At 71.9% G+C, this 25,607-nt stretch carries 19 protein-coding genes; 15 read left to right on the plus strand and 4 right to left on the minus strand.

Going from position 1 to position 25,607, the window contains the following annotated elements:
- Window positions 1-159: 159 nt before the first annotated feature.
- From leuS to O5O46_RS05195, 5 genes are all read left to right on the plus strand, one after another.
- Window positions 160-3,033 (plus strand): leucine--tRNA ligase, encoded by a 2,874-nt coding sequence (gene leuS / locus O5O46_RS05175; protein ID WP_269854037.1) that lies wholly within the window; start codon window positions 160-162, stop codon window positions 3,031-3,033.
- A 131-nt stretch (window positions 3,034-3,164) separates the two neighbouring features.
- Window positions 3,165-3,770 (plus strand): hypothetical protein, encoded by a 606-nt coding sequence (locus O5O46_RS05180; protein ID WP_269854038.1) that lies wholly within the window; start codon window positions 3,165-3,167, stop codon window positions 3,768-3,770.
- 72 nt (window positions 3,771-3,842) lie between these two features.
- Entirely contained in the window at window positions 3,843-4,688 is an 846-nt protein-coding gene (locus O5O46_RS05185; RefSeq protein ID WP_269854039.1) for a DegV family protein, read from the plus strand.
- 208 nt (window positions 4,689-4,896) lie between these two features.
- The gene (locus tag O5O46_RS05190) at window positions 4,897-5,754 is read left to right on the plus strand and encodes a ComEA family DNA-binding protein (protein ID WP_269854040.1); all 858 of its coding nucleotides are present in this window, start codon (window positions 4,897-4,899) and stop codon (window positions 5,752-5,754) included.
- Complete coding sequence (locus O5O46_RS05195; RefSeq protein WP_269854041.1) at window positions 5,751-8,306, plus strand: ComEC/Rec2 family competence protein; 2,556 nt, start codon at window positions 5,751-5,753, stop codon at window positions 8,304-8,306. Before O5O46_RS05190 ends, O5O46_RS05195 begins: the two co-directional genes overlap by 4 nt.
- Window positions 8,307-8,420: 114 nt before the next feature.
- Here the strand turns inward: O5O46_RS05195 and O5O46_RS05200 are convergent, their stop codons facing one another.
- Complete coding sequence (locus tag O5O46_RS05200; protein WP_269854042.1) at window positions 8,421-8,666, minus strand: hypothetical protein; 246 nt, start codon at window positions 8,664-8,666, stop codon at window positions 8,421-8,423.
- A gap of 84 nt (window positions 8,667-8,750) precedes the next feature.
- Here O5O46_RS05200 and holA point away from each other — a divergent pair, with 84 nt between their 5' ends.
- Window positions 8,751-9,737 carry a DNA polymerase III subunit delta gene (gene holA / locus O5O46_RS05205; protein ID WP_269854043.1) on the plus strand — a complete coding sequence of 329 codons (987 nt, stop codon included), beginning with the start codon at window positions 8,751-8,753 and terminating at the stop codon, window positions 9,735-9,737.
- Window positions 9,738-9,941: 204 nt separating this feature from the next.
- Here the strand turns inward: holA and rpsT are convergent, their stop codons facing one another.
- Window positions 9,942-10,208 (minus strand): 30S ribosomal protein S20, encoded by a 267-nt coding sequence (rpsT, locus tag O5O46_RS05210; protein WP_269854044.1) that lies wholly within the window; start codon window positions 10,206-10,208, stop codon window positions 9,942-9,944.
- 197 nt (window positions 10,209-10,405) lie between these two features.
- On the opposite strand from rpsT, the gene lepA reads away from it, so the two are divergent.
- The 4 genes from lepA (at window position 10,406) to hemW (ending at window position 16,333) form a co-directional block, all read left to right on the plus strand.
- Entirely contained in the window at window positions 10,406-12,274 is a 1,869-nt protein-coding gene (lepA, locus tag O5O46_RS05215; protein ID WP_269854045.1) for a translation elongation factor 4, read from the plus strand.
- Window positions 12,275-12,428: 154 nt separating this feature from the next.
- Window positions 12,429-12,878, plus strand: coding sequence for a hypothetical protein (locus O5O46_RS05220; RefSeq protein ID WP_269854046.1), 450 nt, complete (start codon window positions 12,429-12,431; stop codon window positions 12,876-12,878).
- A 265-nt stretch (window positions 12,879-13,143) separates the two neighbouring features.
- Window positions 13,144-15,045 (plus strand): AMP-dependent synthetase/ligase, encoded by a 1,902-nt coding sequence (locus O5O46_RS05225; RefSeq protein WP_443072392.1) that lies wholly within the window; start codon window positions 13,144-13,146, stop codon window positions 15,043-15,045.
- 55 nt (window positions 15,046-15,100) lie between these two features.
- Window positions 15,101-16,333 carry a radical SAM family heme chaperone HemW gene (hemW, locus tag O5O46_RS05230; protein WP_269854048.1) on the plus strand — a complete coding sequence of 411 codons (1,233 nt, stop codon included), beginning with the start codon at window positions 15,101-15,103 and terminating at the stop codon, window positions 16,331-16,333.
- A gap of 47 nt (window positions 16,334-16,380) precedes the next feature.
- Here hemW and O5O46_RS05235 read toward each other — a convergent pair whose 3' ends face one another.
- Together O5O46_RS05235 and O5O46_RS05240 are read right to left on the minus strand one after the other, a co-directional pair.
- Window positions 16,381-17,208 (minus strand): DUF3097 domain-containing protein, encoded by an 828-nt coding sequence (locus O5O46_RS05235; RefSeq protein WP_269854049.1) that lies wholly within the window; start codon window positions 17,206-17,208, stop codon window positions 16,381-16,383.
- 24 nt (window positions 17,209-17,232) lie between these two features.
- Window positions 17,233-17,976: an MBL fold metallo-hydrolase gene (locus O5O46_RS05240; protein WP_269854050.1), complete on the minus strand. Its 744-nt coding sequence runs from the start codon at window positions 17,974-17,976 to the stop codon at window positions 17,233-17,235.
- A 237-nt stretch (window positions 17,977-18,213) separates the two neighbouring features.
- Between O5O46_RS05240 and hrcA the strand changes: the two genes are divergently transcribed.
- From hrcA to O5O46_RS05265, 5 genes are all read left to right on the plus strand, one after another.
- Window positions 18,214-19,230 carry a heat-inducible transcriptional repressor HrcA gene (gene hrcA / locus O5O46_RS05245; RefSeq protein WP_269854051.1) on the plus strand — a complete coding sequence of 339 codons (1,017 nt, stop codon included), beginning with the start codon at window positions 18,214-18,216 and terminating at the stop codon, window positions 19,228-19,230.
- The gene (dnaJ, locus tag O5O46_RS05250; protein ID WP_269854052.1) at window positions 19,231-20,370 is read left to right on the plus strand and encodes a molecular chaperone DnaJ; all 1,140 of its coding nucleotides are present in this window, start codon (window positions 19,231-19,233) and stop codon (window positions 20,368-20,370) included.
- An 85-nt stretch (window positions 20,371-20,455) separates the two neighbouring features.
- A complete protein-coding gene (locus tag O5O46_RS05255) occupies window positions 20,456-21,523 on the plus strand; it encodes a nitronate monooxygenase (protein ID WP_269854053.1) in 1,068 nt (355 codons plus the stop codon).
- A complete protein-coding gene (locus O5O46_RS05260) occupies window positions 21,520-22,257 on the plus strand; it encodes a 16S rRNA (uracil(1498)-N(3))-methyltransferase (RefSeq protein WP_269854054.1) in 738 nt (245 codons plus the stop codon). The genes O5O46_RS05255 and O5O46_RS05260 overlap by 4 nt, the downstream gene beginning before the upstream one ends.
- 67 nt (window positions 22,258-22,324) lie before the next feature.
- A complete protein-coding gene (locus O5O46_RS05265) occupies window positions 22,325-25,570 on the plus strand; it encodes a S41 family peptidase (protein ID WP_269854055.1) in 3,246 nt (1,081 codons plus the stop codon).
- The last annotated feature ends 37 nt before the right edge of the window (window positions 25,571-25,607 follow it).

The raw sequence follows: 25,607 nt of genomic DNA on the forward strand, positions 1-25,607 counted from the left end.
TTAGCCAGCCGCGCTGACAAGGAACCAGTCAGTGCGGCGTCCCCTCCTGTGCGAGGGGTTTTTTCGTTTCCGGACCAGGCCGGTACGCGGTCCGGGCGAAACGATCCGAAGGCAGACCGGGCGTACGCCTGTCATGACATCGATGGAGCTTCGAGGGACATGAGCGAGACCACCCCCGCCGCCGAGGCGGCCGCGCCGCACCGCTACACCGCCCAGCTGGCCGCCGACATCGAGGCACGCTGGCAGGACTTCTGGGAGCGCGAGGGCACCTTCAACGCCCCCAACCCGGGTGGCGGCGAGCTCGGCGGTCCGGCGGAGGTCACCGGTCGGCCCAAGAAGTTCATCATGGACATGTTCCCGTACCCGTCCGGCGCGGGACTGCACGTGGGCCACCCGCTGGGCTACATCGCCACCGATGTCTTCGCCCGCTTCCACCGCATGACCGGCCACAACGTGCTGCACACGCTGGGCTTCGACGCCTTCGGCCTGCCCGCCGAGCAGTACGCGGTACAGACCGGCACCCATCCCCGGGTGACCACCGAGGCCAACATGGCCACCATGAAGGCCCAGCTGCGCCGCCTGGGCCTGGGCCACGACAAGCGCCGCTCCTTCGCCACCATCGATCCCGAGTACTACAAGTGGACTCAGTGGATCTTCCTGCAGATCTTCAACTCGTGGTACGACCCCGAGGCGCGCAGGGCCCGGCCCATCGACGAGCTGGTCGAGCAGTTCGCCTCCGGCGCCCGGCCGACCCCCGACGGCCGCGCCTGGAGCGAGCTGTCCGGCGTCGAGCGCGCCGACGTCCTCAGCGGCTACCGGCTGGCCTACGCCTCCGACTCGCCGGTCAACTGGTGCCCGGGCCTGGGCACCGTACTGGCCAACGAGGAGGTCACCGCGGACGGCCGCTCCGAGCGCGGCAACTTCCCGGTCTTCAAGGCCAAGCTGCGCCAGTGGATGATGCGCATCACCGCGTACGGCGACCGCCTGCTGGAGGACCTGGACGCGCTGGACTGGCCCGAGGCCATCAAGCTCCAGCAGCGCAACTGGATCGGACGCTCCGAGGGCGCCCGGGTGGACTTCCCGGTCAGCTTCGACGGCGACGCCAGGATCACCGTCTTCACCACCCGCCCCGACACCCTGTTCGGCGCCACCTACATGGTGCTGGCCCCCGAGCACGAGCTGGTGGAGAAGATCGTCCCGGCCAGCTGGCCCGAGGGCACCCCCGCGGCGTGGACCGGTGGGCACAGCACCCCGGCCGAGGCGGTCGCCGAGTACCGCAAGCAGGCCGCCGCCAAGTCCGACCTGGAGCGGCAGGCCGAGGCCAAAGAGAAGACCGGCGTCTTCACCGGCGCGTACGCGGTGAACCCGGTCAGCGGCGAACACGTTCCGGTCTTCATCGCCGACTACGTGCTGATGGGCTACGGCACCGGCGCCATCATGGCCGTACCGGCGCACGACACCCGTGACTTCGCGTTCGCCCGCGCCTTCGAGCTGCCGATGCGCTGCGTGGTGCAGCCCTCGGACGACCGCGGCACGGACCCGTCGACATGGGAGGACGCCTTCGACTCCTATGACGCGCGGATCATCAACTCCGCCAACGCCGACGTCTCGCTGGACGGCCTGCTGGTTCCCGAGGCCAAGTCGAAGATCACCGAGTGGCTGGCCGCCCGCGGCATCGGCGAGGGTACCGTCAACTTCCGGTTGCGCGACTGGCTGTTCAGCCGTCAGCGCTACTGGGGCGAGCCGTTCCCGATCGTCTACGACGAGGACGGTGTGGCGCACCCGCTGCCCGAGTCGATGCTCCCGGTCGAGCTGCCCGAGATCGACGACTACGCGCCGCGCACCTTCGACCCGGACGACGCCGACACCGAGCCCGAGACCCCGCTGTCCCGCAACGAGGACTGGGTCAACGTGGAGCTGGACCTCGGCGACGGGCCGAAGACCTACCGCCGCGAGACCAACACCATGCCGAACTGGGCGGGTTCGTGCTGGTACGAGCTGCGCTACCTGGACCCGCACAACGGCGACCGGCTGGTCGACCCGGCGGCCGAGGAGTACTGGATGGGCCCGCGCGAGGGCCAGCCCGCGGGTGGCGTCGACCTGTACATCGGTGGCCAGGAGCACGCAGTACTGCACCTGCTCTACGCGCGCTTCTGGCACAAGGTGCTGTACGACCTGGGGCACATCTCCTCGTACGAGCCGTTCCACAAGCTGTACAACCAGGGCATGATCCAGGCCTACGTCTATCGGGACAGCCGCGGCTTCCCGGTCCCGGCGGCCGAGGTCGAGGAGCGGGACGGCAAGTACTTCCACGGCGGCGAGCAGGTCAAGCGCGAGCTGGGCAAGATGGGCAAGTCCCTGAAGAACGCGGTCACTCCGGACGAGATCTGCGCCGAGTACGGTGCCGACACGCTGCGCCTGTACGAGATGGCGATGGGCCCGCTGGACGTGTCCCGCCCGTGGGACACCCGGGCGGTCGTCGGCTCCTACCGCTTCCTGCAGCGGCTGTGGCGCAACGTGGTGGACGAGGCCACCGGCGAGGTCACCGTCGTGGACGACGAGCCGGACGAGGAGACCCTGCGCGCGCTGCACAAGGCGATCGACGGCATCCGCGGCGACATGGCGGGCCTGCGCTTCAACACCGCCATCGCCAAGGCCACCGAGCTGAACAACCACCTGACCAAGCTGTCCAGGGTGCCGCGCACCGTGGCCGAGCAGATGGTGCTGCTGGTCGCCCCGCTGGCCCCGCACATCGCCGAGGAACTGTGGCGCAAGCTGGGGCGCACCGAGTCGCTGGCCCACGCCGACTACCCGGTCGCCGACCCGGCCTATGTTCAGGACGAGACGGTCACCTGCGTCGTCCAGGTCAAGGGCAAGGTCAGGGCGCGCCTTGAGGTGCCGCCCGCCATCGGCGAGGCGGAGCTGGAGGAGCTGGCGCTGGCCGACGAGGCGGTACAGGCGGCGCTGGGCGGCGCGGGCATCCGCAAGGTCATCGTCCGGGCGCCGAAGCTGGTGAACATCGTGCCCGCGTGACATCACGCCCCCTAGGGGCCGATTCGGGGCCGGTTGCGGGTTCCACTGGAGCCCGCGACCGGCCCCGGCCGTCTACCGTGGAGACAACCGGCTCGGTGTGGTGTTTCGGCGTGGTGTGAGAGGGAGCGTCCATGGTTGCCGTTTTCGGGGTACTCGCGCTGGTCCTGCTGGCGGCCGTGGTGCTCGGCGTGGTCGCGACGGTCAAGACGGCACGGGCCGTGCGGCGCGGTGTGGAGCGCACCAGCGCCCAGGCCCGGCGGGTCGTCGAGGAGACCACCCTCAAGGCGAAGAAGTACGGTCAGCCGGGCGCCCTCGGCGAGTTGGCGTCGCTGCGGCTGGAACTGCGCGAGTCCATGATCGGCACCCGCCAGGCGCTGGAGGCGGGCGTCACGGACGACCCGGCGCTACGCGAGGCGCTGTCCCTGCTGGGCAGGCTGCGGGAGCACGCGCACGCCCTGGACGACGAACTGCGGCTGCTGGAGCGTGAGCCCGACAAGGGCCGGATCACCGCCCGCCTGCCGGAACTGCGCCAGCGCACGGAACGCGTCACCCACTCCGCCGACTCACTGCGCTGGGCGGCGCAGGACCGGGCCCGGCAGTTCGGCGACGACGAACTCGCAGCGCTCGGGCGGGAGATCGAGGTGGAGGCCGGCGCGCTGCGGCACTGGGCGCCGACCGAGGTGGAGGCTCCGGCACGGTCGGAGCTGGGTCAGGACTGGCCGGGCGGCCGCCGCTGAGCCGGCGGTGACGGCTGCCGCGGGCCGGGCAACGGTGTTGTTACCACAGGGTTGACGGGTAGGGTCCCGCTCATGCCAGCCCATGTCGCCATCGTCACCGATTCCACGGCCTACCTGCCGCAGGAGGCGCTGACCCGCCATCACATCACGGTCGTTCCGCTCACCGTGATCCTGGGTGACGAGGCACTGGAGGAGGGCACCGAGGGCTTGGCCTTCACGGTCGCCACCGCGTTGCGGCGCCGCCGACCGGTGACCACCTCACGGCCGGGCCCCGAGCGGTTCGTCGCGGCGTACCGCGCGGCGGCCGACGCGGGCGCCGGAGCCGTGGTCTCCCTCCATCTGTCGGCCGAGTTCTCCGGCACGTACGACGCGGCGCGCGTCGCCGCGGAGACCGCGCCGGTTCCGGTACGGGTGGTGGACACCGGCATGGTGGCCATGGCACTGGGCTTCCCGGTGCTCGCGGCGGCCGAGGCGGCGGAGTCCGGAGGCACGGTGGACGACGCCGTCGCGGCGGCGGAGAAGCGCGCCGCGGGCACGTCCGCCTACTTCTACGTGGACACCCTGGACTATCTGCGGCGCGGCGGCCGGATCGGCGCTGCGCAGGCCCTGCTGGGCTCGGCGCTGGCGGTCAAGCCACTGCTGCAACTCGCGGAGGGCCGGATCCAGTTGCTGGAGAAGGTGCGCACGGCGTCGCGGGCCATCGCCCGGCTGGAGGAGGTCGTTGCCGAGCGGGCGGGCCAGGCGACGGTTGACATCGCCGTCCACCACCTGGCCGCCGCCGAGCGCGCCGAGGCCCTGGCGGAGCGGCTCCGGGCGCGGGTGCCGGGGGTGGCGGAGCTGCATGTGAGCGAGGTCGGGGCGGTCATCGGCGCGCACACCGGGCCGGGACTGTTGGGGGCGGTCGTCTCGCCACGGTGAGGATGCCGGGGCGGGGCCGTTGGAGGCGGATGTCCGGCTTCGGCGGGGCGGGTCTTCGGGGTGGCGGTGCCGCGGTGTGAGGTGAACTCGCGCCGCCCGGAGGTGGCCTCACCCGCTCGGGTGGCGGAGTTATCCACAACTGGCCGGTAATCCACGGGATTCAACCGGTCTCAGCGGGATCCGGGCGGCGTGCCTACCGTCAGGCGGCATGGGAACGCACACCGCAACTGCCAATCGCCGCAGCGACATCGGCACCGTCGCCCGAGCGCGTGCGGACGCGCTGTTCGACCGGCCGCCGCCGGTACGGGATCCGGCGGTCGCCGATCCCTCCCCGGAACCGGCTCCCGCGCTGGCGGACCACCCGTCGCGCCGCGCGTCGTGGCGGACCGCCGTCTTCGAACGGCTGCCGGTGTGGGTGCAGTTGAGATGCGGGATGGAGCTGCGCACCGTCGCCGCCCTCGCCGGGGTGCTGATGCTGGCCGCCGTCTTCGCGGTGCACCACTTCTGGACAGGCAGGCCGCGCACCGTGCAGCCGCCACCCGTCGCGCGGGCGGTCACCACCCCGGTGGGACAGGTGGCCGGTGGCTCGGCGATGCCGACGGCCCGGCCCTCCGCCGCGGAGGTGGTGGTCGACATCGCGGGGAAGGTACGCGAGCCGGGGGTGCGTCGGCTTCCGGCCGGGTCACGGGTCACCGACGCGCTGAAGGCGGCGGGCGGCCCTCTGCCGGGCGCCGACACCAGCGGTCTCAACCTGGCCCGCCCACTCACGGACGGGGAACAGGTCGTGGTCGGCCAGCCCGGCCCGCCCGCCGAGGCCGCGGGCGCCCGAGGGGGCGGCGCGGCGCAGGCGGCGGGCACGGACGGCGGGCCCGGTGCTCAGCTCAGCCTCAACACCGCCACGGCCGAGCAGCTTGACGCCCTCCCCGGCGTCGGACCGGTGCTCGCCCGCCGCATCGTCGAGTACCGCACGGAGCACGGCGGATTCACCTCCGTCAGCCAACTCCGCCAGGTCACCGGGGTGGGGGAGCGTCGTTTCCAGGAGCTCCAGGCCCTGGTGCGGCCATGAACACGCCACGATCCTCCGCGTCGTCCGCGGCTCCGGGCCGAACGGTGCGGGCGGCCGGACCGCCCGCGTCCGCTGGCGGGCTCGGTACGTCCCCGCCACGGCAGGACGGTCCGGCCGACCTGCGCCTGGTGCCGCCCGCGCTGGCGACCTGGCTGGCCGCCGTCATCGCGCTGAACGCACCGGGCCGCTGGGTCGCCGTCGGCGCCGGGGTCTGTCTCGTGGCGGCCCTCGCCCTGTGCGTCGCGCACCGCAGGGCCACCGGCGCGATGACCGGCGCTCCCGCCCGGCGGGGCGTCGGGACAGCCACCGTGGCGGCCGCGGCACTGCTGTGCGCCTGCGCCGCCGCGAGTGTCGCCGGACTGAGCGTGGCCGGACTGCACCGGGGACCGGTCCCGGCGCTCGCCGCCCAACATGCCCGTGTCACCGCTGAGTTGACGCTCACGGGTGACCCTCGTGCGGTGCGGCCCCGGGTGCGTGGTTCGACCCCGGCCCCGCCCTCCGTCATCGCGGAGGCCGACGCATTACGCGTCACCTCCCGGGGCACCACCACGGCCGTGCACACCCCCGTGCTGCTGATCGTCCAGCCCGGGGACGGCGCCCAGGCGTGGCTGCGGCTGCTGCCGTCCACCGGCCTCACCCTGGACGGCCAGTTGGCCCCCACCACCCGGCAGGCCGACCGCAGCGCCGCCGTCTTCCAGGTGCACGGCCCGCCGACCGTCACCCGGCCGCCGTCGGCGGTGCAACGCCTGGCCGGAGCGCTGCGCGCCGGGCTGCGGGACGCGACCGACGAACTTCCGCCGGACGCCCGCGCGTTGCTCCCGGGCTTCGTGGTGGGAGACACCTCCCGGGTGGCGCCCGATCTCCAGGAGGCTTTCGCCGAAACCGATTTGACCCATCTGCTGGCGGTCAGCGGTTCCAACCTGACGGTGATCCTCACCCTGTTGATCGGCCCCTCGTCCCTGGCTGTACGCGCGGAACGCCGGGGCATCGCCGCCCGGCTCGGCCTGCCGCTGCGGCTCACCGCGGTGCTCGGTGGGGTACTGACCATCGGCTTCGTGGTGCTGTGCCGACCGGACCCGAGTGTGCTGCGGGCCGCCGTCTGCGGTCTGATCACTCTCCTGGCCATCGGTACCGGGCGTCGCCGCACCCTGCTGCCCGCGCTCGCCGCCGCCGTCATCGCCCTGGTCCTCTACGACCCGTGGTTGGCCCGCTCCTATGGCTTCGCGCTGTCGGTGCTGGCCACGGCCGGGCTGCTGACCCTCGCCCCGGGGTGGAGCGCCGCGCTGCGGCGGCGCGGTGTTCCGGCCCACCTGGCGGAGGCCCTGGCGGCCGCCGCGGCCGCGCAGGTGCTGTGCGCACCGCTGGTCGCGGTGCTCGCCGCGCACATCAGCCTGGTCGCCATCCCGTGCAACCTGCTGGCCGAACTGGCGGTGCCCCCGGCGACCGTGCTGGGCTTCGCCGCCCTGGCGGCGGCGCCGGTGTCGATGCTCGCCGCCAAGTGCCTCGCCTGGCTGGCGGGTTGGCCGGTGGTCTGGGTGGCGATGGTCGCCCGCGAGGGCGCCGCACTACCGGGTGCGGCGCTGGACTGGCCCGGCGGCTGGACGGGCGGACTGCTGCTCGCCGTCGTCACCGCCGTGCTGCTGTCGCTGGCCCGGCGCATCGCCCGCCATCCCTGGTTCTGCGCGGCGCTGGCCGCGCTGCTGCTGGTCGCGGTGCTGGCGCCCGCCCCGCTCACCCGGCTGGCCACCGGCTGGCCGCCCGCGGGGTGGCGGATGGCGGCGTGCGACGTCGGGCAGGGGGACGCGTTGGTGCTCAACTCCGGTGACGGTGACGGCTCCGCGGTGGTCGTCGACACCGGCCCTGAGCCGATGCTGGCCGACCGGTGCCTGAAGTCGCTGGGCGTGACCACGATTCCGCTGCTGATCCTCACCCACTTCCACGCCGACCACGTCGCCGGGCTCCCCGGCGTCCTGGCCGGGCGCAGCGTGGGCGCGATCGAGACCACGACCGTGGACGCGCCGCCCGGCGAGGCCGCCTCGGTACGCCGCCGCGCCGCGGCGGCACACATCCCGGTGCTGCGGGCGACGGAGGGGGAGCGGCGCCAACTAGGTCAACTGGACTGGCAGATCCTCTGGCCGCCGGAACCGGAAGCGGCCCTCCCGGACGCCGACCCGAACGACTCCAGCGTCGCCCTGCTGGTGAGAACCGCGGGCCTCACCCTGATACTCCTGGGCGACCTGGAGCCCCCGGCCCAGCGCGAACTGCTGGCCCGGCACCCCGACCTCCCCCCGGTCGACGTCCTCAAGGTCGCCCACCACGGCTCCTCCCGCCAGGACCCCGCCCTGCTGGCCCGCCTCCACCCCCGCCTGGCCCTGATCTCCTGCGGCACGGGCAACAAGTACGGCCACCCGTCCCCCCGCACCCTGAACACCCTCCACACGGAAGGCACAACGGTCCTCCGCACCGACACCGACGGCCCGATCGCCATCACCGGCGGCAACGGAGCGGGGCTGGGTGCGAGCCTTGTAAAGGAGCCGACTTGGGGGTTGTAAAGGAGTCGACATGGGGGTGAGCCCCGTGCGATGTATGGGCAGTGGGCTGGACGGTGCGACGGAACCCCCGGCGGCCGTTCGCGTCTCGGTGTGAGGTCGCCGGGGTGGCGGGTGCTATTCCTCCTCGCGCCAGCCGTCGTACTCCTCGGCGAGGGTGTCGAGGGCAGCGAGGTCGAGTTCCCCTTCGGTGTCCTCGATGACGACCAGCCACTGGGCGTCCTCAGCGTCGTCCTCGCCCGCCAGGGCTTCCCTTACCAGTTGCGGCTCCTGCTCAAGGCCGAAGCGCTCCGCCGCCTCTTCGGCCACCTCCTCCGCCACGTCGCGGTCGGGGAGTACCAACACATGTCGAACAATGCTCACGGCCACATTGTCGGGTACGGCCGCGGTGGGGCTTCCGGCAGGTGTGGGGTGGGCTGTCAGTGGCCCGTGGGATGCTGGACCGCGATGGCAAAGAAGACGTCGACCGATGACCCGCTCGCCCCTGTGACCCTCGCCGTGGGACAGGAGGACCTGCTGATCGACCGTGCCGTGGCACAGGTCGTGGCGGCCGCCCGAGCCGCCGATCCCGACACCGACGTACGGGAGCTGGCCCCGGACGCGCTCCAGCCCGGCACGCTGGCGGAGTTGGTCAGTCCGTCGCTGTTCGCGGAGCGCAAGGTCGTGGTGGTGCGCGCGGCGCAGGACCTGTCGGCGGACACGGTCAAGGACGTCAAGGCGTATCTCGACGCGCCCGCCGAGGAGATCACGCTGGTCCTGGTGCACGCGGGCGGCGCCAAGGGCAAGGGCCTGCTGGACGCGGCCCGCAAGGTCGGGGCGCGTGAGGTCGCCTGCCCGAAGATGACCAAGCCCGCCGACCGGTTGGCCTTCGTGCGGACTGAGTTCCGTACCGCGGGGCGGTCGGCGACGCCGGAAGCGTGCCAGTCGCTGGTCGACGCCATCGGCAGCGACCTGCGCGAACTGGCCTCCACCTGCGCGCAACTGGCCGCCGATGTGGACGGCACGATCGACGAGGCGGTGGTGGCCCGCTACTACACCGGCCGCGCCGAGGCCACCGGCTTCGAGGTCGCCGACCTCGCCGTCACCGGTCGTACGGCCGAAGCGCTGGAGCGGCTGCGGTGGGCGCTGGCCGTGGGCCAGCCGCTGCCGGGCATCACCTTCGCGCTCGCCTCCGGGGTACGGGCGATCGGCAAGCTGGCCACCGCCCCGCGCGGTGCCCGCCCCGGTGATCTGGCCCGCGAGCTGGGCATGCCGCCGTGGAAGATCGACCGGGTGAGGCAGCAGATGCGCGGCTGGTCGGGCGACGGGGTGGCGGCCGCCCTGCGGGCGGTCGCCGAGGCCGACGCGGCCGTCAAGGGCGCGAGCGCCGACCCGGCGTACGCGCTGGAGAAGGCGGTCGTCACCATCGCCCGCGCCGCCCGCTCCCGGCGCTAGCCGGCGCGGTCCCCGGACAACGCGAAGGCCCCGTCGCCGTCGGGGAATGACGGCAACGGGGCCTTCGGTCGTTACTACTGGTGCGCCGCACCCGCGTGGCGAACGCAGGCCGCGTGCGGCGCGTACCGCTGTGAAGCGGAGGGGGTCGGTGTGGAGCGGTTGAGAGGGTCCGCTGGGTCCTTACCGACGGAGTGAGGCGGAGGCTCAGCCCTTGAGAGCGGCGACCTTGGTGGCCAGCGCCGACTTCTTGTTGGCGGCGGCGTTCTTGTGGATAACGCCCTTGCTGACGGCCTTGTCGAGCTTCTTGGACGCCTCGCGGGCGGCGACGGTGGCCTTCTCCAGGTCACCGGCGGCCACGGCCTCACGAGCCTTGCGGATCGCGGTCTTCAGCGAGGACTTGACAGCCTTGTTCCGCTGACGAGCCTTCTCGTTCGTCTTGATCCGCTTCAACTGGGACTTGATGTTCGCCACGAATGAGCCTTTTCAGGTTTGACTGAGTGAATCGACTGAGCGCCTCGGGTCAGAGGGCACGAGGCGCAGTGGTCCAGGTTACCAGCAGGTCCATACGGCTCCCAAACCGCTGTCCACCCGTCGTGCATGGGACTATGGAGGGCAACGTATCGATCCGCCCACAGACGTCGACGACGAGTCGAGAATCAGGACCCTGCGTGCCCGCGACCCCAACCCACGTGCCGGAGCCGAGCCGTACCGACCCGGCGCTGATCCGCAACTTCTGCATCATCGCGCACATCGACCACGGCAAGTCGACGCTCGCCGACCGGATGCTCCAGCTCACCGGCGTCGTCGAGCAGCGGCAGATGCGCGCCCAGTACCTGGACCGGATGGACATCGAGCGTGAGCGCGGCATCACGATCAAGTCCCAGGCGGTCCGACTGCCGTGGGCCCCGACCACCGGTGACGCCACGGGGACCACGCACGTCCTCAACATGATCGACACGCCCGGCCACGTCGACTTCACCTACGAGGTCTCCCGCTCGCTCGCCGCGTGCGAGGGCACCATCCTGTTGGTGGACGCCGCCCAGGGCATCGAGGCGCAGACCCTCGCCAACCTCTACCTGGCGCTGGAGAACGACCTCACGATCATCCCGGTGCTCAACAAGATCGACCTGCCCGCCGCCCAGCCGGAGAAGTACGCCGCCGAGCTGGCGCACATCATCGGCTGCGACCCCTCCGACGTGCTCAAGGTCAGCGCCAAGACCGGTGAGGGCGTGGCCGAGTTGCTGGACAAGGTGGTCGCCGAGGTTCCGGCCCCGGTCGGCAACGCGAACGCCCCGGCCCGCGCGATGATCTTCGACTCGGTGTACGACTCGTACCGCGGTGTCGTGACCTATGTGAAGGTGGTCGACGGCAAGCTCTCCAAGCGGGAGCGCATCCAGATGATGTCCACCGGCGCCGCCCACGAGCTGCTGGAGATCGGTGTCTCCTCGCCCGAGATGACGGCCGCCGACGGCCTGAGCGTCGGCGAGGTGGGATATCTGATCACCGGCGTCAAGGATGTCCGCCAGTCCAAGGTCGGTGACACCGTCACCCGGCTGAACAAGGGGGCCACCGAGCCTCTGGGCGGCTACAAGGACCCCAAGCCGATGGTCTTCTCGGGCCTGTACCCGCTGGACGGCTCGGACTACCCGGAGCTGCGCGACGCGCTGGACAAGCTCCAGCTCAACGACGCCGCTCTGGTCTACGAACCGGAGACCTCGGCCGCGCTCGGCTTCGGCTTCCGCGTCGGCTTCCTCGGGCTGCTGCACCTGGACGTGATCCGGGAGCGCCTTGAGCGCGAGTTCGGTCTGGACCTGATCGCCACCGCACCCAACGTGGTCTACCGGGTGATCATGGAGGACGGCATCGAGCACACGGTGACCAACCCGAGCGAGTTCCCGACCGGCAAGATCGCCGAGGTCTACGAGCCGGTGGTGCGCGCCACCGTGCTGGCGCCCAGCGAGTTCGTCGGCGCGATCATGGAGTTGTGCCAGACCCGGCGCGGCAGCCTGCTCGGCATGGACTACCTCTCCGAGGACCGGGTGGAGCTGCGTTACACACTGCCGCTCGCCGAGATCGTCTTCGACTTCTTCGACCAGCTGAAGTCCAAGACCCGCGGCTACGCCTCGCTGGACTACGAGCCCACCGGCGAGCAGACGTCCGAACTGGTCAAGGTGGACATCCTCCTGCACGGCGACAAGGTGGACGCCTTCTCCGCGATCCTGCACAAGGACAAGGCGTACGCGTACGGCGTGCGGATGGCGGGCAAGCTGCGCGAGCTGATCCCGCGGCAGCAGTTCGAGGTGCCGATCCAGGCCGCCATCGGCAGCCGGGTCATCGCCCGTGAGACGGTGCGCGCGATCCGCAAGGACGTGCTCGCCAAGTGCTACGGCGGTGACATCTCGCGTAAGCGGAAGCTGCTGGAGAAGCAGAAGGAAGGCAAGAAGCGGATGAAGATGGTCGGTGCCGTCGAGGTGCCGCAGGAGGCCTTCATCGCGGCGCTGTCCACCGACGAGGGCGACACCAAGGCCAAGAAGTAGCCCCTCCGCCAGGGCCCGTTCGGCAGCGCCCGCGCACCCGACGGGTCCTCGTCCCACTCGTACGCCGTATTCGTACCGTAACGGCCGGGCCGCCCGGCCGTTACGCACGGTGGCAGCGGCGCAACGGCGCGGCGCGAGAGAAGGGACTGCAACTGTGACTGACTCCTCGGTTGCCAAGCGGGCGATCTTCGTAGTGGCGGCCTCAGCGCTGGCAGTCGGGGCGGCATCGCCGGTGGCGTTCGCCGACGACGCCAACCGCTTCGACGGCGGCCATCTGAACCTGAACAACGGCGCCTCCTGTGCCACCCAGGACGTCACCCAGGTCGGCTGGACGCTGCTGTCCACCGGCAGGATCCCGAAGGCGTTCAACGACGCCAGGGTCACCCGTGGCAGTGACGCGGTGAACGAGTTGTGCCACGCGGTCGACTCCCCGCCGCCGGGCCAGGCGCCGGGTCCCAACCACCAGCCGCAGGGACTGTTCGCCCTCGCCCAGCACCGGACAAAGGGCCTGCGCCAGCACCTTCCGCAGGGCGTCGCCCAGCGCGCGTCCAAGCGGCTGCTCGGCGGGCTGCCCGCCGGGGGGCTGTCCATCAGCCGCCACTGATCTCCACCCAAGGGCCCGGCGTCGGCGCGCCGGGCCCTTTCACACGTCCCGGTCCGGGCGCTTCGGCGGGCCCTTTTCCGCGCTTGCCCGTTTCAACGGGTTGGCGCGACTTAATGCCACCGGCCCCATTTTTCGTGCATCTAGCACCTATCCCGCTGGTCACGGATTGAACGAAGCGCCCGTAGACCCTTACGTGCCGGGTGCCTGGCGTCTAACCTGATCCCTGCTCGAAGGTTACCGATGAGTCACAAGCAATGACCTGGCAATGACGCGGGCCCCGGAGGTTGTCGTGACCGAAACACAGGCATCGATTGAGAGTCGGCCGCCGTCCGTGGCTCATCTCTTCCTCCAGCGGGTCGAGGCCACCCCGGATACCGAGGCGTACCGCTACCCGGTGCCCGGCCCGGACGGCGGCCAGGAGCGGTGGCGCTCGCTGAGCTGGGCGCAGGCCGCGCAGCGGGTGTATGCGATCGCGGCCGGGCTGATCGACCTCGGGGTGCGCCCCGAGGAGCGGGTCGCGATCGCCTCCAACACCCGGATCGACTGGATACTGGCCGACCTCGGGGTGCTGTGCGCGGGCGCCGCCACCACCACGATCTACCCCAGCACCAACGCCGACGAGTCCTGCTTCATCCTGGCCGACTCCGGCAGCCGGGTGCTGATCGCGGAGGACGCCGCCCAACTGGCCAAGGCGCGTGAACGCCGCTCGGAACTACCCGAGTTGAGCCATGTCGTGGTGATCAACCCCGCGGGCGTGCCGGACGGCGACGGCGACTGGGTGCTCACCCTGGAGGAACTGGAGCAGCGCGGCGCCGCCTACCTGGAGAAGCACCCGGAGGCCGTCAGGAAGGCAGTCGACGGGATCACCTCCGAGCAGCTCGCCACCCTCATCTACACCTCGGGCACCACGGGTCGCCCCAAAGGTGTGCGCCTGCCGCAGGACGCGTGGTCGTACATGGCCAAGGCCATCGCCTCCACCGGCCTGCTCGGGCCGGAGGACGTGCAGTACCTGTGGCTGCCGCTGGCGCACGTCTTCGGCAAGGTGCTCACCGCGGGCCACATCGAGCTGGGGCATGTGATCGCGGTGGACGGCCGGGTGGACAAGATCATCGACAATCTGCCGGTGGTCCAGCCGACCTACATGGCGGCCGTGCCGCGGATCTTCGAGAAGGTCTACAACGGCGTGGCGGCCAAGGCCCGTGCGGGCGGCGGCGCCAAGTACCGGATCTTCCAGTGGGCGGCCGGGGTCGCCCGCGAGTACGCCAAGACCTCGCAGGAGAACCGCCGGGCGAGCGGCAACCCCTCGGTGCCGTTCGGCCTGGCCGCCAAGCACGCGGTCGCCGACAAACTGGTCTACGCCAAGATCCGGGAGGCCTTCGGCGGGCGCCTTCGGGCCTGCGTCTCCGGCTCGGCCGCGCTCGCCCCGGAGATCGGCTACTTCTTCTCCGGCGCGGGCATCCACATCCTGGAGGGCTACGGCCTCACCGAGTCCAGCGCCGCCAGCTTCGTCAACCCGGGCGAGAACTACCGCACCGGCACCGTCGGCAAGCCGCTGCCCGGAACCGAGGTGCGGATCGCGGAGGACGGCGAGATCCTGCTGCGCGGCCCCGGCATCATGCAGGGCTACCACGGTCTGCCCGAGAAGACCGAGGAGGTGCTGGAACCGGACGGCTGGTTCCACACCGGTGACATCGGTGAGCTGTCCGACGACGGCTTCCTGCGGATCACCGACCGCAAGAAGGACCTGATCAAGACCTCCGGCGGCAAGTACATCTCGCCCGCCGAGGTCGAGGGCCAGTTCAAGGCCGCCTGTCCGTTCGTGAGCAACGTGTTGGTGATCGGCGCCAACCGCAACTTCTGCACCGCGCTGATCGCGCTGGACGAGCCCACCATCATGGGCTGGGCCGCGGACCACGACCTGGCGGGCCGCGGCTACGCGGAGGTGGTCGCCGCCCCGCAGACCAGGGAACTGGTCGAGGGCTATGTCACCCGGATCAACGAGGGCCTGCAACGCTGGCAGACGATCAAGAAGTTCCGGCTGCTGCCGCGCGACCTGACCGTCGAGCACGGCGAGCTGACCCCGAGCCTGAAGCTCAAGCGCCCTGTGGTGGAGCGGGAGTTCAAGGACCTCATCGACGAGATGTACGAGGGCTCCCGCGAGGCCTGATCGGTCCGGCCCTCCGCGCGGGCCGGACCGGGGCGGCATACGGGACAATGACCGTATGCCATCCGTACTGCCCGACGGCGAGCCCGTACCGCACGACGGCTCGCTGCCCGCCGACGCCCTGGTGGGCGCGGCCGACCGGCCGCTGGGCTTCTACCTGCACGTGCCCTACTGCGCGACCCGCTGCGGGTACTGCGACTTCAACACCTACACGGCGAGCGAGCTGCGCGGTTCCGGCGGTGCGCTCGCCTCACGGGACAACTACGCCCAGACGCTCGTCGAAGAGGTCAGGCTGGCGCGCAAGGTGCTGGGCGACGATCCGCGTCAGGTGGAGACGGTGTTCGTCGGCGGTGGCACGCCGACCCTGCTGCCAGCCGCCGACCTCGGGCGGATGCTGGCCGCGATCCGGGAGGAGTTCGGGCTGGCGGACGGCGCCGAGATCACCACGGAGGCCAATCCGGAATCCGTGGATCCGGCGTATCTGGCGGAGCTGCGGGCGGGTGGCTTCAACCGGGTCTCGTTCGGCATGCAGAGCGCCCGGCAGCACGTGCTGAAGATCCTGGACCGCACCCACACCCCGGGACGGCCCGAGGCCTGTGCCGGTGAGGCCCGGGCGGCCGGTTTCGAGCACATCAACCTCGACCTGATCTACGGCACCCCCGGTGAGAGTGACGAGGACTGGCAGGCGTCACTGGACGCGGCGATCGCGGCCGGTCCTGACCATGTCTCCGCGTACGCGCTGATCGTCGAGGAGGGCACCCAGCTGGCCCGGCGGATCCGGCGCGGCGAGATCCCGATGACCGACGACGACGTCCACGCGGACCGCTACCTGATGGCCGAGGAGGCGCTGTCGCGGGCCGGGTTCGGCTGGTACGAGGTGTCGAACTGGGCGGCCTCGGAGCCCGGCCGCTGCCGCCACAACGAGCTGTACTGGCGCGGCGCCGACTGGTGGGGCGCCGGCCCCGGAGCCCACAGCCACGTGGGCGGAGTGCGGTGGTGGAACGTCAAGCACCCGGGCGCCTACGCCCAGGCGCTGGCCGAGGGGCGCTCGCCGGGGGCGGGACGGGAGATCCTCGCGGCGGAGGACCGCCGAGTCGAACGCATCCTCCTGGAACTGCGCCTCGTCGACGGCTGCCCGCTGGCCCTGCTCGCGCCCGCCGGGGCTCGTGCGGCGGCCCGCCACGTCTCCGACGGCCTGCTGGAGGCCGGACCGTACGAGGCCGGCCGGGCAGTGCTCACCCTGCGGGGCCGGCTGCTCGCGGACGCGGTCGTGCGCGACCTGGTGGACTGATCGTCCGAGGGCCGACCCGCCCTCATCGAGGGAAGCGTCCCGGGCCCTCAGCTGACCGCCGTGACGAAGTCGATCAACTCCTCCACCCTGCCCAGCAGTTCGGGCTGGAGGTCCCTGTAGGACCGGACGCAGCCGAGGATGCGCTGCCACGCGGCGCCCGTGTTCTGCGGCCAGCCCAGCGCACGGCAGACGCCCGTCTTCCAGTCCTGGCCGTGCGGGACCCTCGGCCAGTCGGCGATGCCGACGGAGGACGGCTTCACCGCCTCCCACACGTCGATGTACGGGTGACCGACCACCAGGACGTCGGCGCCGCTCACCTGCTCCGCGATGTGGGACTCCTTGGAGCCGGGCACCAGGTGGTCCACCAGGACGCCCAACCGGGCGTCGGGGCCGGGCGCGAACTCCCCGACGATGGACGGGAGGTCGTCGATCCCCTCCAGGTACTCCACCACCACGCCCTCGATGCGCAGGTCATCGCCCCACACTCGCTCCACCAACTCGGCGTCGTGGCGGCCCTCCACATAGATGCGCCCCGCCCGGGCGACCCGTGCCCGGGCGCCTGGCACCGCTATCGAACCGGAGGCGGTGAGCCGCGGCCCGCGCGGCGCCGCCGGACCCGCCGGGCGGACCAGCGTCACCACCTTGCCGTCCAGCAGGAAGCCGCGCGGTTCCATGGGGAAGACCCGGCGCTTGCCGAAGCGGTCCTCCAGGGTCACCGTGTGGCCCTGAGCGGTCTTCTCACAGCGCACCACCGCACCGCAGAAGCCGGTGGCGGCCTCCTCCACCACCAGGTCGGGCTCGGCCGCCACCTCGGGCGCGGGCTTGCTCCGCTTCCAGGGCGGGGTCAGATCCGGGCCATAACTCCTGCTGCGCATGGGCCAGATGGTATCCGCGCGCGGTCACGACTCCCCGAAACGCCGGGCGAGCGCGTCGCGTTGGCGGCGGACGAACCGTGCGTCCACCGTCGCGCCGTGCCCGGGAACGTACAGCGCCGTCTCACCGCCCACCTCCAGCAGCCGGTCCAGGGTCCGCGGCCACTCACCCGGTACGGCGTCCGGCCCGGCCTGCGGCTCGCCGGACTCCTCCACCAGGTCGCCGCAGAAGACCACGCTCGGGGTGCCCGGGATGACCACCGCCAGGTCATGGTCGGTGTGCCCGCGCCCGGGGTGGACGAGCAGCACCTCGCGGTCGCCCAGATCGATCTCGTACCAGTTGTCGACCAGATGGCCAGGGCGCACCAGCGCCGCGCTCGCCTCGGCGGCCTCCCCGGGGTCCGTGCCGTGCCGTACCGCGTCCGCCCGCAGCGCCTCGCGCTCGCGTTCCAGATAGCCGTCCAGCGCCATGTCCCCGTACACCTGGGCACCGGAGAAGGCGGCGGTGCCGAAGACGTGGTCGAAGTGGCCGTGAGTGAGTACGACATGGCTCACCGGGCGCCCGGTCAACTCGTTCACCTGCCGGTTCAGCTCGGCGCCGGTGCGCACCGTGGACCCGGTGTCGATCACCAGCACGTCGTCCGTGCCCACCACCACGCCGATCGTCACATCGAGGAACGGCAGCCGTCGCCGGGCGACCCCCGGAGCGAGCCGTTCCCAGACCTCGCCGCCCGCGGCCGCGTGCGACGCGTTGCCCTCCGCGTTATCCACAGGGACGACGCTATCGGCGGGCGCCCGACGACGCGCGCGGTACCGTGGCTGACGGGCTGTACTGGCGGGTTGTAACGGCTGGTCGCGGCGGCGTGGGGGCACACCCTTGCCGCGCCCTGACTACTCGGCCGTACACTGGCTGCGGGATTTCTGGCACTCGTGGCTGATGAGTGCCAGGGGGAAGTACCTGAGGGACCGAACGGCCCGCAACGGGACCACTGCTTGGAGGTGTGCGCAATGCTCAGCGAACGCAGACTCGAAGTGCTGCGCGCCATCGTCCAGGACTACGTGGGCACGGAGGAGCCGGTCGGCTCGAAGGCGCTCACCGAGCGTCATAGGCTGGGCGTCTCGCCCGCCACGGTGCGCAACGACATGGCGGTGCTGGAGGAGGAGGGCTTCATCCACCAGCCGTACACCAGCGCGGGCCGGATCCCCACCGACAAGGGCTACCGACTCTTCGTGGACAAGCTGGCGGGGGTCAAGCCGCTGACCGCCGCCGAGCGCCGGGCGATCCAGAACTTCCTGGACGGTGCGGTGGACCTCGACGACGTGGTGGCGCGGACGGTGCGCCTGCTGGCGCAGCTCACCCGGCAGGTCGCGGTGGTCCAGTACCCGTCGCTGACCCGGTCCACCGTGCGCCATGTGGAGCTGCTCTCGCTCGCTCCGGCGCGGGTGATGCTGGTGCTGATCACGGACACCGGGCGGGTGGAGCAGCGGCTGGTGGACTGCCCGGCGCCGGTCGGCGAGACCGTGCTGGCGGACCTGCGGGCCCGGCTGAACAGCCGGGTGGTGAGCCACCGCTTCTCGGACGTGCCGTCGCTGGTGCAGGATCTGGCCGAGTCCTTCGAGCACGACGACCGCCCCACGGTCTCCACCGTGCTCGCCACGCTGTTGGAGACGCTGGTCGAGGAGACCGAGGAGCGGATCATGCTCGGCGGCACCGCGAACCTGACGCGCTTCAACCATGACTTCCCCCTGACGATCCGCCCGGTCCTGGAGGCACTGGAGGAGCAGGTGGTGTTGCTCAAGCTGCTCGGCGAGGTAAAGGACTCCGGCGTGACGGTGCGCATCGGCCATGAGAACGCCCATGAGGGCCTGAGTTCCACGTCTGTCGTCGCGATGGGCTACGGTTCCGGCGACGAGGCGGTCGCCAGGCTAGGCGTGGTCGGCCCGACCCGCATGGACTACCCCGGAACGATGGGAGCGGTACGCGCAGTGGCGAGGTACGTCGGACAGATCCTGGCGGAGTCGTAAGTGGCCACGGACTATTACGCGGTCCTGGGCGTACGACGCGACGCCAGCCAGGACGAGATCAAGAAGGCGTTCCGCCGTCTCGCTCGCGAGCTGCACCCGGACGTCAACCCCGACCCGAAGACCCAGGAGCGGTTCAAGGAGATCAACGCCGCTTACGAGGTCCTCTCCGACCCGCAGAAGAAGCAGGTCTACGACCTGGGCGGGGACCCGCTGTCGGCGTCCGGCGCCGGTGCGGGCGGAGCGGGTGGCTTCGGCGCGGGCTTCGGCAACTTCAGCGACATCATGGACGCCTTCTTCGGCCAGGCGTCGCAGCGCGGCCCGCGGTCGCGGACCCGGCGTGGTCAGGACGCGATGATCCGGCTCGAGATCGAGCTGGATGAGGCCGCGTTCGGCACCACCAAGGAGATCCAGGTGGACACCGCCGTCACCTGCACCACGTGCAGTGGTGAGGGCGCGGCGCCCGGCACCTCGGCGCAGACCTGTGACATGTGCCGTGGCCGCGGTGAGGTCTCCCAGGTCACCCGGTCCTTCCTGGGCCAGGTCATGACGTCCCGGCCGTGCCCGCAGTGCCAGGGGTTCGGCACGGTCGTGCCGACGCCGTGCCCGGAGTGCGCGGGAGACGGGCGGGTCCGCTCCCGTAGAACGCTCACGGTCAAGATCCCGGCGGGTGTCGACAACGGCACCCGCATCCAGCTCGCGGGAGAGGGCGAGGTCGGCCCGGGCGGGGGCCCGGCCGGTGACCTGTACGTCGAGATCCGTGAACTGCCGCACTCGGTGTTCCAGCGGCGCGGCGACGACCTGCACTGCACGGTGACCATCCCGATGACGGCGGCGGCGCTCGGCACCAAGGTGCCGTTGGAGACGCTGGACGGGCTGGAGGAGGTCGACATCCGGCCCGGTACGCAGTCCGGGCAGTCGATTCCGCTGCACCAGCGGGGCATCACGCATCTGCGCGGCGGCGGCCGAGGTGACCTGGTGGTGCACGTGGAGGTGCAGACGCCGAGCAAGCTGGACCCCGAGCAGGAGGAGCTGCTGCGGCGGCTCGCCGCGCTGCGCGGGGAGGAGCGGCCCGCCGGCCACTTCCAGCCTGGTCAGCAGGGGCTTTTCTCGCGTCTGAAGGACGCGTTCAACGGCCGCTGACGCTGTCCGGTCATGTGGGTGGGGCCGGGGCTTCGTCCCCCGCCCCTCCCGAGGCGTTGTCGTACCGCCGTGACAGGATGTACCCATGGCCGCGTTGACCGACCTTTCGCTACTGCCCGTCATCCAGGCGCCGATGGCGGGTGGGACGTCATGTCCGCAGCTCGCCGCGGCGGTGAGTGAGGCCGGGGGGCTGGGGTTCCTCGCGGCCGGGTACAAGACGCCGGAGGCGATGTACCAGGAGATCAAGCAGCTACGCACGCTGACCTCGCGGCCGTTCGGCGTCAACCTCTTCATGCCGCAGCCGAACACCGCCGATCCGGCGGCCGTTGAGGTGTACCGGGAGCAACTCGCCGGTGAGACAAGCTGGTACGACACCGCGCTCGGCGATCCCGACGCGGGCACCGACGACGCCTTCGACGCGAAGGTGGCGGTGCTCACGAACGACCCCGTCCCGGTGGTCAGCTTCACCTTCGGCTGCCCCAGCCGCGCGGTGGTCGACCGGTTCGCCCGGGTCGGTACGTACACCGTGGTCACCGTCACCTCGGTCGCGGAGGCGCAGGCGGCCCAGTGGGCGGGCGCGGACGCGGTGTGCGTGCAGGGCGTCGAGGCGGGCGGCCACCAGGGCACGCACCGCGACGACCCGCAGCTGGACGGCGCCGGTGCCGGGTTGCTGTCGCTGATCCCCGCCGTACGCGAGGCGGTCCAGCTTCCGGTCATCGCCGCGGGCGGCATCATGCGCGGCGGCCAGATCGCCGCGGTGCTGGCGGCCGGTGCCAGCGCGGCCCAGCTCGGCACCGCCTTCCTGGTCTGCCCGGAATCGGGTGCCAACGTGCTGCACAAGCGCGCGCTGACCGATCCGCTGTTCACCCACACCGAGTTGACCCGGGCGTTCTCCGGCCGCCCGGCCCGTGGCCTGGTCAACCGCTTCATGCGGGAGCACGGCCCGTACGCCCCGGCTGCCTACCCGCAGGTGCACTACCTCACCGCGGGCCTGCGCAAGGCCGCCGCCGCGGCCGGCGACCCGCAGGCGATGGCGCTGTGGGCCGGGCAGGGCCACCGGCTGGTCCGTGAACTGCCCGCCGCCCGGCTGGTGGACGTACTCGGCGCCGAACTCGACGCGGCCCGTGAGCAGTTGGCGAAGGGCCGCCCATGACCGCTCCCGTCTTCCTGGTGGAACCGGGCGAGTTGACCGGCGACCGACTCACGCTGACCGGCCCCGAGGGCCGTCACGCGGTCTCGGTGCGGCGGCTGCGGGTCGGCGAGGAGATCGTGCTGACCGACGGCGAGGGCACCGGTGCCTTCGGCACGGTGGCCGCCGTCGAGGGCAAGGACCGGCTGGAGGTCGCCGTCACCCGAACCCGCGCCGAACCCGCGCCCAATCCCAGGATCACTGTCGTCCAGGCGCTACCGAAGGGCGACCGGGGCGAGTTGGCCGTGGAGACGATGACCGAGACCGGGGTCGACGCGGTGGTGCCGTGGGCCGCTTCCCGCTGCGTCACGCAGTGGAAGGGCGAGCGCGGCGCCAAGTCGCTGGCGAAGTGGCGGGCCACCGCACGCGAGGCGGGCAAGCAGGCCAGGAGGCTGCGGATGCCCTGTGTGGACGATCTCATGACGACCCGTCAGGTTGTGGAACTGCTCTCCAACGCCGCCTTCGCCGCCGTGCTGCACGAGGAGGGCAGCACTCCGCTGGCCACCGCACCGCTGCCCACCGAGGGCGACATCGTGCTGGTCGTCGGCCCGGAAGGCGGCGTCGCGCCCGAGGAACTGGACGCCTTCACGGCGGCGGGCGCCAAGCCGTACCGGCTGGGTCCGACGGTGCTGCGCACCTCGACGGCGGGTGTGGCCGCCACTGCACTGCTGCTGGGCCGCACCGGCCGCTGGGCCTGAGGGCGATGCGGAAGCGGTTTTCCAGGGGCTGACCCGCTGGTAAAAGCCCAGTATTAGTGTGGCCGGTGTGACGCAGCCTTCGTACCTCAGGTATCCGCATCCGCACGGCGATCTGATCACCTTCACAGCCGAGGACGACGTCTGGGCGGCGCCGCTCGACGGTGGTCGGGCCTGGCGGGTCAGCGCGGACAACATGCCCGTACGTCATTCGTGTATCTCGCCGAACGGCGAGTACATCGCGTTCACCTCCACGCGCGACGGTGCGCCCGAGGTGTGCGTGGCGCCGGTGGACGGCGGGCCGGTCAACCGGCTGACGTACTGGGGGAGTTCGAGGACCGCGGTGTGCGGTTGGACACCGGACGGCGAGATCGTCGCCACCAGTTCCTACGGGCAGGCGTCGCTGCGCCGCACCTGGGCCTGGGCGGTCCCGGTCGACGGCGGCCCCGCCCGCCGCCTCCCGTACGGCCCGGTCGGCGCCCTCGCCTTCGGGCCGGGAGCCGCGGTGCTGCTGCAGTCGGTGACCATGGGCCGGGACGCCGCCGCCTGGAAGCGCTACCGAGGCGGTACGGCCGGCAAGTTGTGGCTGGACACCGACGGCGACGGCGAGTTCCGGCGGATCCACGCGGAGTTGGACGGCAACCTCGAATGCCCGATGTGGGTGCGGGACCGGATCGCGTTCCTGTCCGACCACGAAGGCACCGGAGCCCTGTACTCCAGCCTGCCCGACGGCTCCGACCTGCGGCGCCACACCCCGTTGGACGGTTACTACGCCCGTCAGGCGGCCACCGACGGCACCCGCGTCGCCTACACCAGCGCCGGTCGGCTCCACCTGTTGGACGACCTGTCGAGTGGTACCGAGCCGCGCCCGCTGACCATCCGGCTCGGCGGACAGCGCACCGATCTGCGCCCGCACCTGGTCCGCGCCGCCCACCACCTCGCCGACGCGTCGCCCGACCACACCGGCCGCGGCAGCGCCGTGGAGGTGCGCGGCACGATCCACTGGCTGACCCACCGCGAGGGACCGGCCCGGGCGCTCGCCGCCGAGCCCGGGGTGCGCGCCCGGCTGCCCCGTACCTTCCGGGTGGGCGGCGAGGGCGCGCCGCAGGTGGTCTGGGTGACCGACGCCGAGGGCGAGGACGCCCTGGAGTTCGCGCCCGCCACCGGTCTGCCGCCCGGCGGCACCGCGCGCCGACTGGCCGCGGGGCGCCTCGGCCGGGTGCTGGAACTCGTCGTCTCCCCGGACGGCCGGCGGATCGCGGTCGCCTCGCACGACGGGCGGGTGCTGCTGGTGGAGCGGGAGACCGGCGAGGTGCGGGAGGTGTCGACCAGCGAGTACGGCGACGCCAGCGGCTTGGCGTTCTCGCCCGACTCCGGCTGGCTCGCCTGGTCGCAGCCGGGGCCCGACCCGCTGCGGCAGCTCAGGATCGCCAACACCACCACGCTCGCCGCCGCCGACGCGACACCGCTGCGCTTCAACGACTTCGCGCCCGCGTTCACCTCGGACGGCAAGCACCTGGCGTTCCTGTCCGAGCGGGCCTTCGACCCGGTCTATGACGCGCATGTCTTCGACCTGTCGTTCCCCAACGCCTGCCGTCCGCACCTGATCACGCTCGCCGCCGACACCCCGTCCCCGTTCGGCCCGCAGCGCCACGGACGCCCGCTCGGCGCCCCCTCTGAGGAGAAGCCGGAGGGCGACAGGCACGAGGGCGACAACGCGGGCGGCGAGGAGCTGCGGGCGCCGGTCACCCGGGTCGACCTGGAAGGTCTCGCCGACCGGATCGTGCCGTTCCCGGTGGAGGCCGCCCGCTACTCCGGGCTGCGCACCGCCAAGGACGGCGTGCTGTGGCTGCGGCACCCGCTCTCCGGTGTGCTCGGCTCGGCGCTGGCCACCCCGCAGGCCCAGCCGCCCGCCACCACGCTGGAGCGCTACGACCTCCACCGGCTGCGCTCCGAGGAACTCGCCGAGGACGTCGACGACTTCACGGTCACCGGGGACGGCGAGCGGCTGCTGCTGGTCTGCGGCGGCAAGCTGCGGCTGGTCCCGGCCGACAGCAAGGCCTCCGACGACGAGGACGGTGACAGCAGCGTCACCGTCGACCTCTCGCGGGTACGGGTCACCGTCGATCCGGCGGCCGAGTGGCGCCAGATGTACGAGGAGACCGGCCGCCTGATGCGCGACCACTTCTGGCGGCCGGACATGTCGGGGGTGGACTGGGACGGCGCGCTGGACCGCTACCGTCCGGTCCTGGACCGGATCGCCACCCATGACGACCTGGTCGACCTGCTCTGGGAGGTGCAGGGCGAACTGGGCACCTCGCACGCCTACGTCTCGCCGCCCGGCGGACACGGTGACGCGCTCAGCCGCCAGGGCCTGCTCGGCGCGGACATCTCCCGGGACCAGCACGGCGTGTGGCGGATCGACCGGGTGCTGCCCTCCGAGACCTCGGACCCGGCGGCCCGCTCACCGCTCGCGGCGCCCGGCGTCGCGGTGCGCGCCGGGGACGGGGTGCTCGCGGTCAACGGCCACCCGGTGGACCCGCTGACCGGTCCGGGGCCGCTGCTGATCGGCACCGCCGGCAAACCGGTCGAGCTGACCATCGCCCCGGCCAACTCCGGTACCGCGGAGACCCGTTCGGCCGTCGTGGTGCCGATCGCCGACGAGGAGCCGTTGCGCTACCACGACTGGGTGGCGGACCGCCGCGCCCACGTCCACCGGCAGACCGGTGGCCGACTCGGCTATCTGCACGTACCCGACATGGTCGGCTCCGGTTGGGCGCAGCTCCACCGCGACCTGCGGGTCGAGGTGACCCGCGAGGGGCTGGTGGTCGACCTGCGGGAGAACCGCGGCGGCCACACCTCGCAGCTCGTGGTGGAGAAGCTGGCCCGCCGGATCGTCGGTTGGGACGTACCGCGCGGTGTACGGCCGTCCAGCTATCCGCTGGACGCGCCGCGCGGCCCGGTGGTGGCGATCGCCAACGAGCACTCCGGCTCCGACGGCGACATCGTCAACGCCGCCATCAAGGCCCTGGGCATCGGCCCGGTGGTCGGCACCCGCACCTGGGGCGGTGTGGTCGGCATCGACTCGCGCTACGAGTTGGTGGACGGTACCGGCGTCACCCAGCCCAAGTACGCGATCTGGCTTGAGGGGTACGGCTGGGACGTGGAGAACCACGGCGTGGACCCCGATGTCGAGGTGGTGCCGACCCCGCAGGACTGGGTGGCGGGCCGCGATCCACAACTGGACACCGCCATCGCCCTCGCGCTGGAGGCGCTGGCCGCCACCCCCGCGAAGACGCCGCCCACGGTCCCGTAGGCCCGGCGCGCCACCATCCCTACGGGGCGCGCCCGGT

It is taken from the genome of Streptomyces sp. RPT161 (assembly GCF_027533845.1).
Lineage (GTDB): Bacteria > Actinomycetota > Actinomycetes > Streptomycetales > Streptomycetaceae > Streptantibioticus_A > Streptantibioticus_A silvisoli_A.

Bases quoted from the DNA above. Each gene is read 5' to 3' on its own strand.
- O5O46_RS05185 (WP_269854039.1), top strand. From the start codon at position 3,843: ATGCCAGCCCATGTCGCCATCGTCACCGATTCCACGGCCTACCTGCCG.
- O5O46_RS05255 (WP_269854053.1), top strand. From the start codon at position 20,456: ATGGCCGCGTTGACCGACCTTTCGCTACTGCCCGTCATCCAGGCGCCG.
- holA (WP_269854043.1), top strand. From the start codon at position 8,751: ATGGCAAAGAAGACGTCGACCGATGACCCGCTCGCCCCTGTGACCCTC.
- O5O46_RS05195 (WP_269854041.1), top strand. From the start codon at position 5,751: ATGAACACGCCACGATCCTCCGCGTCGTCCGCGGCTCCGGGCCGAACG.
- O5O46_RS05225 (WP_443072392.1), top strand. From the start codon at position 13,144: ATGACGCGGGCCCCGGAGGTTGTCGTGACCGAAACACAGGCATCGATT.
- O5O46_RS05180 (WP_269854038.1), top strand. From the start codon at position 3,165: ATGGTTGCCGTTTTCGGGGTACTCGCGCTGGTCCTGCTGGCGGCCGTG.
- O5O46_RS05260 (WP_269854054.1), top strand. From the start codon at position 21,520: ATGACCGCTCCCGTCTTCCTGGTGGAACCGGGCGAGTTGACCGGCGAC.
- hemW (WP_269854048.1), top strand. From the start codon at position 15,101: ATGCCATCCGTACTGCCCGACGGCGAGCCCGTACCGCACGACGGCTCG.
- O5O46_RS05235 (WP_269854049.1), bottom strand. From the start codon at position 17,208: ATGCGCAGCAGGAGTTATGGCCCGGATCTGACCCCGCCCTGGAAGCGG.
- O5O46_RS05190 (WP_269854040.1), top strand. From the start codon at position 4,897: ATGGGAACGCACACCGCAACTGCCAATCGCCGCAGCGACATCGGCACC.
- leuS (WP_269854037.1), top strand. From the start codon at position 160: ATGAGCGAGACCACCCCCGCCGCCGAGGCGGCCGCGCCGCACCGCTAC.
- hrcA (WP_269854051.1), top strand. From the start codon at position 18,214: ATGCTCAGCGAACGCAGACTCGAAGTGCTGCGCGCCATCGTCCAGGAC.